General features: G+C 43.5%; 10 protein-coding genes. 2 read left to right on the top strand and 8 right to left on the bottom strand.

What is annotated here, in order from left to right; genetic code table 11:
- Positions 1–2: 2 nt before the first annotated feature.
- Positions 3–2,459, bottom strand: coding sequence for a bifunctional aspartate kinase/homoserine dehydrogenase I (gene thrA, locus ACO1PK_RS10595; protein ID WP_423185604.1), 2,457 nt, complete (start codon positions 2,457–2,459; stop codon positions 3–5).
- A 465-nt stretch (positions 2,460–2,924) separates the two neighbouring features.
- Between thrA and ACO1PK_RS10590 the strand changes: the two genes are divergently transcribed.
- The gene (locus ACO1PK_RS10590; RefSeq protein ID WP_423185603.1) at positions 2,925–4,664 is read left to right on the top strand and encodes a sensor histidine kinase; all 1,740 of its coding nucleotides are present in this window, start codon (positions 2,925–2,927) and stop codon (positions 4,662–4,664) included.
- A 99-nt stretch (positions 4,665–4,763) separates the two neighbouring features.
- Positions 4,764–5,669: a recombination-associated protein RdgC gene (locus tag ACO1PK_RS10585; RefSeq protein ID WP_423185602.1), complete on the top strand. Its 906-nt coding sequence runs from the start codon at positions 4,764–4,766 to the stop codon at positions 5,667–5,669.
- A 60-nt stretch (positions 5,670–5,729) separates the two neighbouring features.
- On the opposite strand, the gene ACO1PK_RS10580 is transcribed toward ACO1PK_RS10585, so the two are convergent.
- The 7 genes from ACO1PK_RS10580 to nqrE all read right to left on the bottom strand — a co-directional run bounded on the left by ACO1PK_RS10580 (position 5,730) and on the right by nqrE (position 13,845).
- Positions 5,730–6,569, bottom strand: coding sequence for an HDOD domain-containing protein (locus tag ACO1PK_RS10580; protein WP_423185601.1), 840 nt, complete (start codon positions 6,567–6,569; stop codon positions 5,730–5,732).
- An 86-nt stretch (positions 6,570–6,655) separates the two neighbouring features.
- On the bottom strand, positions 6,656–9,292 hold the full coding sequence (locus ACO1PK_RS10575) for an ATP-binding protein (RefSeq protein ID WP_423185600.1): 2,637 nt from the start codon (positions 9,290–9,292) through the stop codon (positions 6,656–6,658).
- 91 nt (positions 9,293–9,383) lie between these two features.
- On the bottom strand, positions 9,384–10,673 hold the full coding sequence (locus ACO1PK_RS10570; protein ID WP_423185599.1) for an NCS2 family permease: 1,290 nt from the start codon (positions 10,671–10,673) through the stop codon (positions 9,384–9,386).
- On the bottom strand, positions 10,673–10,885 hold the full coding sequence (gene nqrM, locus ACO1PK_RS10565; RefSeq protein WP_423185598.1) for a (Na+)-NQR maturation NqrM: 213 nt from the start codon (positions 10,883–10,885) through the stop codon (positions 10,673–10,675). Before nqrM ends, ACO1PK_RS10570 begins: the two co-directional genes overlap by 1 nt.
- Before the next feature lie 9 nt (positions 10,886–10,894).
- Complete coding sequence (locus ACO1PK_RS10560; RefSeq protein ID WP_423185597.1) at positions 10,895–11,923, bottom strand: FAD:protein FMN transferase; 1,029 nt, start codon at positions 11,921–11,923, stop codon at positions 10,895–10,897.
- A gap of 67 nt (positions 11,924–11,990) precedes the next feature.
- Positions 11,991–13,217 carry an NADH:ubiquinone reductase (Na(+)-transporting) subunit F gene (gene nqrF / locus ACO1PK_RS10555; RefSeq protein ID WP_423185596.1) on the bottom strand — a complete coding sequence of 409 codons (1,227 nt, stop codon included), beginning with the start codon at positions 13,215–13,217 and terminating at the stop codon, positions 11,991–11,993.
- A 19-nt stretch (positions 13,218–13,236) separates the two neighbouring features.
- Complete coding sequence (nqrE, locus tag ACO1PK_RS10550; protein ID WP_423185595.1) at positions 13,237–13,845, bottom strand: NADH:ubiquinone reductase (Na(+)-transporting) subunit E; 609 nt, start codon at positions 13,843–13,845, stop codon at positions 13,237–13,239.
- Positions 13,846–13,852: the final 7 nt, after the last annotated feature.

Here is a 13,852-nt window from a genome sequence, read left to right as displayed (position 1 = left end):
CATTACACCTGTTGCTGCCAGCTAAGCGTGCGCATAATATCGCTAAATACCCCTGCTGATGTCACAGCAGCACCCGCACCATAGCCACGCAGTACAAAGGGGATCGGCTGATAATAGCGACTGAGGATAGACAAGGCGTTTTCGCCATCTTTCACCTTGGCCAACGGATGTTCTATCGGCAGTGCTTTTATCGCGACTTTACATTTACCATCACGAATTTCGCCTATGTAACGCAACACCTTGGATTCTGCTTTAGCTTGCTGTATGAGATCAGTAAAGTAAGCATCTAAGCTCGTCAAGCTGCTCATAAACGCCTCAACGCTGCCACTTGCATCAAAACTAGCAGGTAGAACCGATTCAACTTCTACATCGGCCAGGTCTAACATTAATCCTGACTCACGCGCCATGATAAGGAGCTTACGGGCGACATCCATACCGGATAAATCATCACGAGGATCAGGCTCAGTAAAGCCTAAACTTTTCGCTTTAGCTGTAACGACCGACAAAGCCACACCAGCCTCTAACTCGCCAAAAATATAGGATAAGGATCCAGATAAAATACCTTCAAAAGCTAAGAGTTCATCTCCGGCATTAATTAACCCCTGTAACGTGTCAATCACTGGCAAACCCGCCCCTACCGTTGTCTCATACAAGAAACGCCGACGCTGCTGCTGAGCAGCAGAGCGAAGTTTATGGTAATAATCCAGACTGGACGTATTGGCTTTCTTATTGGGAGTAACAACATGAAATCCCGCCGCCAGAAAATCAACATATTGCTCGGCAATTTGTTGAGCACTGGTGCAATCGACTAAAACCGGATTGGTCAGGTGTTGCTCTTGGACAAAGCGGTTTAATTCTGCCAGAGAAAACTGTTTGCTCGCCTGTGGCAACTGTGTTTGCCAGTCATCAAGGGCAATGCCATCAGGCGCAAGCAACAGTTGTTTGCTGTTAGCAATACCGTAAACCGTTAATTTCACTTGGCGTTGTTGTAAGAAAGCTTGTTGCCGATGAATTTGCGCCAGCAATTCAGCGCCCACCACGCCACAGCCAACCAAAAATACATCAATGCTTGGGATATGGCTGAAGAAGTTTTCATGGCAGACTTTTACTGCGTTTTGACAGCTGCGCTGTTCAACCACCGCAGAAATAGAACGCTCACTGCTATCTTGAGCTATTGCCACGACATTAACTCGAGCTTGCGCCAGAGAAGCAAAAAACTTCGCGGCTACACCTTGGTGCTGACGCATCCCATCACCTACCAAGCTGACAATGGCCATATCAGCTTGGATGCTCAGCGGCCTTAATAATTTATTTTGTAACTCTAATTCAAACTCAATTTCCAGTGCTTTTTTCGCCGCAAGCAAGTGTAACTGTGGCACACAGAAGCTGATACTGAACTCAGAGGAAGATTGGGTAATTAAACTCACCGAAATCTGCGAACGGGCCATTGAAGCAAATACGCGGCTGGCCATGCCCACCACGCCTTTTAAACCGGGACCAGACACTGTTATAAGCGCAAGATGCTCTAGGCTAGAAATACCTTTTACCAGTGCTGCACCATCGCCTTGTGTATCAATACAGGTCCCAGGAGCTGAGGGGTTTAAGGTATTTTTGATATAGCAGGGAATTTGTACCCTAGCTAAAGGACCTATGGTTTTCGGGTGTAGCACTTTAGCGCCAAAATAAGATAACTCCATGGCTTCGTCATAGGATAAACGGTCAATAAGCCGAGTTTGCTTAACCTGACGCGGATCGGCACTGTAAACACCATCAACATCAGTCCAAATTTCACAAGCACTTGCCCTAATGGCAGCGGCAACCACCGCGGCCGAATAATCTGAACCGTTACGGCCCAATAAGGCGGTTTCGCCTTTGTCATTACTTGAGACAAAGCCCGCCAATACATAAACGCTCGCTGGCGTTTTTGCTAGGACATGGCTAAACGTCTCCGCGGTTGCCTCCACATCGGCAGTAGCATTTAAAAAGTCGCCTTGACTTTTTACTAACTGAACCGAATCGAGTGCTACCGCATCCGCGGCTCTTGCTTGCAATAGCGCAGTCATTAACGCAACGCTAAATTGTTCGCCTAACCCTAAAATTTGCGCTTTTATATGATCTGGACAAAATCGCAATAGGCTCATACCTTGCAATTGCCAGCCTAGCTGCTGTATCTGTTGGGTAATTAACTGTTGCACCTGGCTATGCTGCTCAACACTTAAGCCCGCTACATCTTGTAATAACTGCTGATAGCGTTGGCATAATTGGTTTAATAGCGGTTGGAAATCAGCACCTAAGTATGCCAAATCCGTTAGCTCCACCAGCGTATTGGTCACGCCCTGTGGGGCGGATAACACCAGACATACTTGCTCCGTCGCTGCCTGTTGCAGCACGATCTGCGCAACGTCAGAAAAGCGGGCAACTGACGCTAGCGACGACCCGCCAAATTTTAGCACTCTCATATTCTTCTCCTCGCGCCTTCAAGTCTTATGTGATTTTGTTATCGTAGACCAATAGCCAATTTTGGCTAAAAAAAAGGCCCGAACCTTTGAGGTCACGGGCCTTTTAAAGACAACACACCGCCGACCTCCTACCCCGTAAGGTTGGTGGTAATAATAATCGTGGTGGTGAATGTCATATTATATGTTTTCATAAACAACACTATGCACAGACTTGTAGACGTCTGTCAAACCTTTTTTCCCAGATTTATTCGAACTAACATGTTCAGGTATCACGCGAAAAGCAAGTATCGCATTTAGACCGTGCGTAAGCAGTAACATTAATCAGTATTCATGCCAAAATAAGCGACGCCAGTCAAAGGATTAATTCTCGACTATTTTTAGAAAAGTATTTTAAATATCAGACTTATTCGCTATGGTAATACGACATGATAGTGGATATCTTTCGCTGAACCTCAGGGCAAAACTATGCAGCAACAAAGCTTATCGAAAAAACTGCTGACCAAGGTTTTATCAGTATACTTTTTGCTGACGCTTTTTGTGACTTTTGGCCAAGTGTTTGCCGAATATTTTAACGCCAAAAACTATATCAAAAACGAACTTAGTACCTTACAACAAACTTTTTCAGGAAGTCTAACCAGAGCCATCTGGGAATTGAATACACCACAAACGCTTAATATCGCTGATGGCTTATTGGCAATTCCTTCTATTGAAGGCATTATCATCCGTGATGATAATGGTGCAATTATCACACAATCTGGACGTTATATTGATATCCAGCAACGTTTTAGTAACCAACTGGTACAACAAGAGCTTAGTATTAGTGAGCAACAGTCTGGGATCTTTGGTTACACCTTTCCTCTTATCTTTGAATTCTCAGGCCGCACCAGTCAGGTAGGTGATGTAACCCTGTTTTCTAGCAGAACTATCGTTATTGAACGCATTGAAATTGGCCTGTACTTTTTAATTGGCAACGCAATTTTAAAAACCACTTTTTTAATTATTCTGTTTTTAATTGCGTTTCGTCGTTATCTGACTGAACCCTTGGCTGATTTAAGCCGACAGATTGAAGATCTGGAATTGGAGCAACTTGACGGCTCCAAAATCCAAATTTCTGCGGATGAGGGCGCAGAGCTTTCGTTGATGGCAACAGCCTATAATCGACTTATCCAACGCTTACAGGATTACCAAGCTCAACTTAAACAAACCCAGCAACAATTGTTATTATCTAATAATAAGCTTGATCAACAAAACCTACTATTGGAGCAAGAGGTTGCACGTAAAACTTCTGGTTTAAGCCAAGCTATGATGGATTTGCAGCAACAAAAGCAAGAGCTGCTACAAAAAGAGCAGTCATTAAAAGAAGAAATTGAACAACGCCGGCAAACAGAATTAGACTTACGTCAGAAACAAAAAGAGCTAGAAGAGACTATTCAACATCTGAACCAAGCACAAGACAGACTAGTACAATCAGAGAAAATGGCCGCTCTTGGTGGCCTAGTTGCTGGAATTACCCACGAAGTGAATACCCCTGTAGGCATCAGCGTTACTGCTACTAGCTTTTTGGAAGAACGCTTGAACAAGTTGAACAATGCTTACCAAACTAAAACACTTACGCCAAAAATGTTAGATGAATTCTTAGACGAAGCGCAACAGAGCACCCATTTGCTCGCCTCTAATCTTGGCAGAGCCTCGGATCTGATTGCCAGTTTCAAACAAATAGCGGTAGATCAAACCAGCGAAGCCATCCGCACTATCAATTTATGCGAATATATTCATGAGATTATTCGCTCGCTGCAACCTCATTTTAAGAAAACACGCCATCAAGTCGAAGTTAACTGTGCCGACAATATTATTCTGGATTGCCCAGCAGGCGCCATCTCACAAATCTTCACCAACCTATTGATGAATTCATTAATTCATGGCTTTGAACACCTAGAACAAGGGTTGATCCGCATAACGATCTTTGCAGACGACGACAACATTGATATTCGCTATGCCGATAATGGAAAAGGCTTGGAGCAAGAGCAATTGTCTAAACTTTTCCATCCGTTTTTTACTACCAAGCGAGATCAAGGCGGAAGTGGCCTTGGCACTCATATTACCTACAACTTAGTACGCCAGACCTTAAATGGCAGTATTGAAGTCAACAGCGAACCTGGTAAAGGCTTACATTACCACATCTTATTTCCTAAAAAACTGACTTAGCACATCAGCAATAGTAAAGCTCCTTTCCTGATAGCGCTGCAACTTGAATAAGTAAAGGTTATACTGCAGCTCTTTACCTAGAATGGAATAGAAGTTGTTATGTGGTTTAAGAATATCAGGGTGTACAAGTTAAGTGCGCCGCTAACAACAGAGTTATCTGTGCTGGAAACTGCTCTTGCAGAATATAAATTTATCCCTTGCACTGGACAGGAAGCATTACGTTCTGGTTTTAGCTACCCATTGCATCCTAGTATTAAACAGTATTGCCATCAGCAAAAAAATCGATGGTTCTTCGCCGTGAAGAGACAAGAGAAAGTACTGCCCGCGGCTGTAATTAATGAGGAGCTTCAACCTAAGATTGACGCTGCCGAGCAAGAACAAGGGCGCAGTTTAAGCCGGAAAGAGAAACAGGCTTTAAAAGAAGATCTTATACAAAGTTTGCTGCCTCGGGCCTTTAGTCGCTCACAATTAACCCAAGGCTATTATGATGCGGAACAGCAATGGCTCGTCATTAATACGAGTAGCGCTAGTAAGGCTGAAGATATTTTAGCTCTGCTACGCAAAGCACTAGGTTCTTTACCAGCTTTACCTTGGCTAGATAACCAGAAATTAAATAATCATCTTCAGCTTTGGTTGCAACATAAAGACTTGCCAGGTCACTTTCAACCTGGATCTGAAGTTGAACTAAAAGCCCCTGATGAAGAAGGTGCTAAAGTCCGTTTTAGTAATCACTTGCTTAGTGCTGATGAAGTACAAACTCATTTACAGGATAAATTGGTGACGCGCATTAATCTGCAACAAGCAGAAGGGATGTCACTGACAATTACTGATGATGGTGGAGTAAAACAGCTAAGCTACCCAGATAGCCTGACGGAACAAAATGATGAATTAGGTTGGGATGATCTTATTACACGGTTGGATGCCGATTTGCTGTTGATGGCTGATAGCCTTAACCAAGCGTTGCTAGCGATTTCTACACAAGTTAGCCAAACTGCCATAGAGTAATATCATGTAACAAAGAGCCCGGTGGATACTTACTCCCTTGTGTCCACTAGGCTTGTTGCCTTATTGAAACAAAGCTCTGACATCCTGAAACACACTAGCAATCTGAGGTTGCTGCATAAACTCTGGAACCTCAATCACTTGCTGCGCCAAATAGTCTTGCAATAACATATGTTGCTCTTCCACCGATCGATAATAGCCTCTGACGATAGCAGCTAAACGAATAAAGTCAGTGTAGTGAATGGGAGTACCAGCTTTACACACTCGCCAGCTTTTGGCCGCTAGCTGAAACTCATCACCAAAGCCCCATGCCTTGAGTACTTTTACACTGATATAGGGAGCAGCCTTATCGATCACGCTATTGAGAAACAAGGGGTGTCCGAATACTTCTGGATGGCGCTCAGCTTCGCTGATCACAGCTAAAGCACCAATATTATGCACCAAGGCACACAATGTCATCACATCGGCACTCAACTTACAATTCGATTGAGTGTGTTGATATGATTTCAAGCAAGCAACGGCAATAGCTGCAACCTGAATATTATCACGCCATAATTTATCCATCTGCTGCTGAACTTGCTTGTATTCAGACACAAATAGCTGCTCTAAGGCCATCGCCGTAGCAATATTTTTAATTTGACTTAAACCAATTCGAGTGACCGCTTGATTAAGCGTACTGACTTGAATTGAGCGCCCCATAAAAGCGCTGTTGGCAATCTTCATCATACGCGCTGATAATGCTGGATCTTGTGCAATCACGTCCGTCATTTGCATTAAGCTAACGTCCGGATCATCTGCAGTTTTCCTTACTCGCAACGCTATTTCAGGCAAGGTAGGTAAGACCAAACGATCGTGGCGAATTTTATCATCCAGTATTGTCAATAACGCTTGTTGCGAACTCATATAAACTCCACTTGCTAAGCAAACTGTCTGTGGCTAAATGTATTTATCACTCAAGAACTAAGGCATCATTGCAGCCGTTTTTAAATTTATTCCTTATCTTCTACAAACTCCGCCTGCATCTGCGTGATAAGTGAGGAGATCTGCTCTTCGTTATAATGTTTGCTGGCCACTTCAAGCCTTCCTGCAAGCTCAGTGAGCTTAGGATACCCCATGCTTCCAGCGCTGCCTTTTAAACTATGTGCGGCGAACTGCAACTGCGACCATGCTTTAGTTTGCGCAAGCTGCATAAACTCCCCCACTAACGAAGGTAATTGCGCACGAAATTGCGCAAGCAAGGCTTGCATCGCTGGGTCGAGCGCTAACTTCTTCGTCAACTCACTGGGGGAAGATAATTTTTGCTTAGCGTAAGTATTTAAAAGTGCTAAAAACTCACATTGAACTATAGGTTTACCCAACAGTGCCTGACAACCTGCTGCTTTGTACCGCTCAGCATCTTCTGTCATCACATTAGCAGTAATAGCGATAATGGGCACAGCAATACCAGCATGACGGATTAAACGCGTGGCTTCTTCTCCCCCCATAACCGGCATCTGCATATCCATAAATATCACATCGAAAGTACCCTGTAACGCTCTTTCCACTGCTTGATGACCATTTGCCACTAATTCATAGGATACGCCTAACTGTTCGAGTATCAAGGTCAGTAATAATTGATTATCCAGATTGTCTTCAGCTATTAATACATGAAGAGACAACGTAGTTTCAGGTCGTGCATCAACTATGCGTTCTTTTATTTCGGGTTGATAGTGCTCAATCAGCTCCGCTGCCTCAACCTGATTAAAAATCACTTCAAAGTTACTACCAATGCCTTTAATACTATCGACATGAATACTCCCTCCCATTTGTTCCATTAACTTTTGGGAGATACATAAGCCTAAACCGGTTCCTCCATAATCGCGGGTAACCGTAGCATCGGCTTGCATGAAAGGTTGAAATAATCGACTGATCTCTTCGCTGCTCATGCCGATACCAGTATCTTTAATTTTTATTGATAAACGCAATAGCGCCTTATCATAACTTACTAGTAATAGTACCTTGCCCTTGGCGGTAAACTTAAGCGCATTGCTGGTTAAGTTAAGTAGCACTTGTTTAACTCTTAGACTATCGCTGAACAAATGTTGCGGTAACGGATACTTCAACTGTAATTGACAATCTAAGCCTTTCGCTTTGGCTTGCTCACGCGTTAATTGATAAATATCGTCTAACAATGCTAGATAATCAAAACACTCTGGCTGCAATTCCAGTTTATCTGCTTCAATCTTGGACAGATCCAAAATATCATTGATTAACCTAGAGAGATGCTCACTACTTCGCAAAACGCGTTGTAAATAATCGGTCCGTCGGTTTTGATCGTTTTCGATCAATGCCTGCTCACTAAAACCAATAATTGCTGTGAGTGGCGTGCGGATCTCATGGCTCATATTAGCCAAAAACACACTTTTTAAGCGGTTGGCCTGCTCGGCAATTTCACGCGCCACAATCAGCTGCTGATTAGCAGCTGCTAAATCATCATTAGCTTGCGCTAAATCTTGTGTTCGTCTTAATACCTTCTCTTCCAACTGATGCTTATGCGCTAACTCCTGTTCACGATACACCCTTAATTGCCGAATCATCACATTAAAAGCGGCAAACATATCGCCGAGTTCATCTTGTTTTCGTACATCCAGTACTACGGAAAGATCACCACGCCCTACGGCAGTTTTCGCAGCTGTTAACTGTTTTACCGGTTCAAAAACTTGTCGGATTAACAGCAAATAAATCATAAAGGGGATTAAAACAGCACAAAAAAGGGTGATCAGTAAAATTAACAGCGGCCAATTCGGAAATTGGCGATAAAGTTCCTTTGCTTCAATACCGTACAAAAGTTGGAAAGAGCCAAGTAAACTTCCGGTCAAAAGTAATCTTGGTTGCCCCAAGAGCAAACTTTCAGTAAGCGAATTATTTTCCAAGCTTTGTTGTATAGCTCTATAGTGTCTGGGGGTAAAAGCAGAACCAATCAATGCCTGATTTGCAGCATAAGCAATAGTGGCAGAGCGATTTATTAATAAGGTTATACTTCCTGGTGTGACCGGTTTAGTCACCACTTGCACAATCGGCTCAGGGTCAACCACCAATAACAAATACCCCCAAAACTGTTGATGATTAGTAATTGCAGGTGCGTAAAGCTTTTGTACAAAAAACAATTGTAAATGTCGCTCAGGGCCATCTGGGGCTAAAAACATAATCTGCTCTTCAAGCATGGCTTGGATAGCAGAGAAATACTCATTTCTTAGCTGCCCAGGTAAACTCAGATCGGTGTTAGATGCAGGAACTGCTAACTCTTCATCACCATTAATCTGCAGTAGCTTAATTGAACGAACTTGCGGATACTGTGTTAAAACCGCTTGTAACGAAGTACTCAGCGCTTCACGAGATGCTGGGTTAGCGCTACGTAAATGCGCTTTTAACGGAGCTGTATTAGCGAGAAATGATAAACGACCTTGTTGTATTCGTAAGAAATCGTTTAGGTATTGCTGTTGCTGCTGCATATGCTCAGCAACCAAACTATAGGCTTGCTGCTCTCTCACCAGACTACTGTAGTGATAGGCTAAATAACCTAATACCGCTACTGGAACAACCAATAACGGTAACATATAAACCAGTAGTGTTTCGCGAAGCCTCATTATGGCCGATGCCTGTTATCTTTATTATATGAGTTAGTGTTACAGCATACTCAGCATTACTCTGTGCGACAAGGGGCTAACGTGGATAGTGCTACGCTAAAACAAATTTCGCAACAAACACCGCAGTTAAGATCCAAACACTAATGGTTGTCCTGTGCAGCTTACCCGTGAGTAAACACAGTAAGGTATAACTGATAAAGCCCATACCTATACCATCAGCAATAGAAAAAGTCAGTGGCATCATAATAAGTATGACCGCGACGGGCACAGCCTGCAGTAAATCATCCCACTCAACATATTTTAAACTGGTCAGCATTAATGTCGCTACATACAATAAAGCACCAGCTGTGGCGTATGCGGGTACCATTGCCGCCACAGGCGAAAACCATAAGGCCAAAATAAATAAGCCCCCAGTCACTAAAGCGGTTAACCCCGTTCGACCACCGGCAGTGACCCCACTTGAGCTTTCCACGTAACTTGTGGTGGTTGAAGTTCCTAAGGTTGCACCCACCATACTCGCGGTACTGTCGGCAATCAAAGCGCGACTCAAATTTGGCACTGTACCGTCTTTTTGCATTAATCCCGCTTTTTGCGTAACCGCAACCAAAGTGCCAGAGGTATCAAACAGATCTAAAAAAAGCAGCGTTAACACCACAGGAATGATACTGAGAGTCAAGGCTCCCATAAAATCTAACTGCATAAAAGTTGGCGCTAACGAAGGGGGTACGGCGATAATGCCAGTATAAGTTGTGTCACCCAGCATCAAGCCTGCTATCGAAATACACAAAATACTTATCAGCACAGCGCTATGCCAGCCGCGATGAGCCAAGGCAAAAATAATGAAAAAACCCAGCAGTGCCAACAATACCTGAGGACTATGCAAGTTACCTAAAGTCACTAATGTTGCCGGACTCGCCACAATAATATTAGCGGTTTTTAAGGCAATCAAAGCCAAAAACATACCGATACCTGCTGCTATGCCCATTTTTAGCGGTAGAGGAATACTGTTAATTATCCATTCCCGTACCCGAAAAATGCTTAACAGTAAAAACAGACAGCCAGAAAAAAAGACAGCCGCCAAGGCTGTTTGCCAAGTATAACCTTGCTCAAGCACGATGACGAAGGTAAAGAAAGCATTAAGCCCCATGCCTGGAGCCAAGGCAATGGGGAGATTTGCCAATAATCCCATTAAAACGCAGCCTAAGGCGGCGGCTAAACAGGTTGCCACAAACACCGCGCCATGATCCATGCCTGCTTGCGCCAGCAGGCTAGGGTTCACAAAAAGCACGTAGGACATTGCCATAAAGGTCGTGAAGCCGGCGAGGGCTTCACGCTGAACTGAACTGCCGCGAGCAGAAATTTGAAAGTATTGGTCTAACATTAAATAATTTTATTCTCTTGCCAAAACTTTTCTTTATCTAGCCTTTTCTGGCGTTTTTCACAGGGCTTATCGCAATCACAGGCTTTTTCAATATTCAATTCACCTAAGCCACCACAACTTCCGGCCAAGGTTTTGCGTTGCAAAATATAGCCTGCAGCCATGGCCACAACCACCAGTAAAAACAGACCAAAGGTCAATAAAAAGATTGTCATCTTTATACCTCAATTAACAGTTAGAAAAGGTTTAAATGCATCCGAATAACGTTCTTCAAAACCCTGCTCAGTTTTTACCACTAGTAACAGCGCAATCGCATATTTATTGGCAAAAGCGATAGCCTCTTCTGCAGGCAACACATTTAAAGCCGTTGCATAGCCGTCAGCTGAAATAGCCGCCGGATGGATAACAGTACTAGAGACTGTTTTATGCTGAATAGGATGGCCCGTATGCGGGTTAAGTAAGTGCGAGTATCTAATGCCATTTTCCTCAAAATAATTACGATAATCACCCGAGGTGGCGATAGCTAAGTCATTTAAAGCGATAATACGTTGCACACTGCGTTCATGGCTAACCGGCTTCTCAACCGCAATTTTCCAAGGACCAGTTGGCTTTGCTGCACCAAGTCGCATATCACCACCAATATCGACCATAAAACGCTCATAGCCATGGCTTAATAAAATTTCAGCTAAGCGATCCACGCCATAGCCTTTAGCAATGGTTGATAAATCGATAGCAACACGCGCATCTATTTTCCGCAGCGCTAAACCATTCAGCTCAATTTTATCTAAACCCACATATTGACGCACCGCGTCCAACTGCTCTGGTTCAGGGGCACGTATCACACGCCCCTGCGCACCAAAACCCCATAACTCGGTTAAAGGACCTACTGTGATATCCAAGACACCCGCAGTCTGCTCGCCAATACGAATAGCTTCAGCGATTACGGTAGCAGTTTGCTCAGTCAAAGTAACCGACTCAGTCGTCTGCTGCAGATTAAAACGCATTAACTCAGATTCAGGCCGGTAGGTTGACATTAAATCATTGATTAACTCTAACTCAGTATCTAACTCTTGCTGTAAAGCCTCAAGATCAGGCTGCTGATCCGCATAAAACTTTACGACATAATAGGTACCCATGGTCTTACCCTGGATCTCATATTCACGCGCAGTCTGAGCAGGCTGACAAGCACTTAGTAACAGCAACAACAACAATACTGGTGATACCACCAGAAATTTACGTACTAACAAGCTCATAAAAAATCTCCGCATAAAAAAGGGGTGACTTACGCCACCCCTATTATTTTACTGCTTTTGCAGAAGATTAACCACCGAAGTCGTCTAACAGAATGTTATCGTCTTCAACGCCTAAGTCTTTAAGCATGTTGATTACCGCTTTGTTCATCATTGGCGGACCACACATGTAGAATTCACAGTCTTCTGGGGCTTTGTGGTTTTTCAAGTAATTTTCATAAATTACATTGTGGATAAAACCCGTATAGCCTGTCCAGTTATCTTCTGGCTGCGGGTCTGATAACGCCGTATGCCATACGAAGTTTTCATTCTCGGCCGCTAGCATATCGAAATCTTCAACATAGAACATTTCACGCTTAGAACGCGCACCATACCAGAAACTGATTTTACGCTTAGATTTTAAGCGGCGTAACTGGTCGAAAATGTGTGAACGCATTGGTGCCATACCCGCACCACCACCGATAAACACCATTTCAGCATCTGTTTCTTTGGCAAAGAACTCACCAAATGGCCCAGAAATAGTCACTTTATCGCCTTCTTTCAGAGACCAAATAAAGGATGACATCTTACCGCAAGGTAAGGTCAAGTTATTTGGCGGCGGCGTAGCAATCCGCACGTTCAGCATAATAATGCCTTCTTCTTCCGGATAGTTCGCCATAGAATAAGCACGAATGGTCGGCTCATCTACTTTTGACTCCAGTGTAAAGAACTTGAAGCGTTCCCAATCACCACGATATTCTGCTGGAATATCAAAATCTTTGTACTTCACGTGATGCGCAGGCGCTTCAATTTGAATATAACCACCAGCACGGAAAGGTACAGATTCACCGTCTGGGATCTGCAATTTCAGTTCTTTAATGAAAGTTGCTTTATTATCGTTAGAGATAACAGAACAATCCCATTTTTTGATACCGAAAATTTCTGGCTCAACTTCAATATCCATGTCGGTTTTTACGTTTACCTGACAAGATAAACGACAACCTTCACGGGCTTCGCCTTTAGTGATATGGCCAAGTTCCGTTGGCAGTATTTCACCGCCACCTTCATGTACGTGCACACGACACTGACCACAAGAACCACCACCGCCACAAGCAGATGATAAGAAGATACCGTTATCGGCTAATACACTTAAAAGCTTGCCGCCCGCTTTCGTTTTAATGGCTTTGCTCGGATCACCGTTAACACTGATAGTAATATCACCGCTAGCAACTAGCTTAGATTTAGCTGCTAAAATAATGAATACCAGCGCTAGTACCACGACAGTGAACATGCCAACGCCAAGATAAATCTCTTGCATTGTATAATTCCTCTACTGCTTATAGTTGAACGCCAGAGAAAGACATAAAGCCTAATCCCATTAAACCCACTACCAAGAAGGTAGTCCCTAAACCACGCAGACCATCCGGAATATCAGCATATTTCAGCTTTTCACGCACAGCGGCTAACAAGGTAATCGCTAAAGCCCAACCTACGCCACTGCCTAAACCAAACACCACGCTTTCACCAAAGTTGTAGTCACGCTCAACCATAAAGGCTACTGCACCAAAGATAGCGCAGTTAACAGTAATCAATGGCAAGAAAATACCTAAAGCGTTATACAGCGCTGGGAAGTATTTATCTAAGGTCATCTCAAGGATTTGAACCAAAGCAGCGATTACACCGATGTAGGTTAAAAAGCCTAAGAAGCTTAAGTCTGCATCAGGAAAGCCAGCCCACGCTAACGCGCCTGGCGCAAGCAGATTGGCGTATACCAAGTTGTTCACTGGTACAGAAATACCTAATACAACGATTACCGCTACACCCAAACCAAAAGCAGTTTTGATTTTTTGGGAAACAGCAAGGAAAGTACACATCCCTAAGAAGAATGCTAATGCCAAGTTTTCAATAAAAACGGCACGTACAAATAAGCTAATATAGTGTTCCATTCTTCGC

Origin of the sequence: Alishewanella sp. d11 (assembly GCF_049390205.1) — a bacterium.
In the GTDB taxonomy this organism is placed as follows: domain Bacteria; phylum Pseudomonadota; class Gammaproteobacteria; order Enterobacterales; family Alteromonadaceae; genus Alishewanella.
The sequence above is the reverse complement of the archived record's forward strand: the minus strand, read 5'-3'. Positions and strand labels throughout refer to the sequence as shown.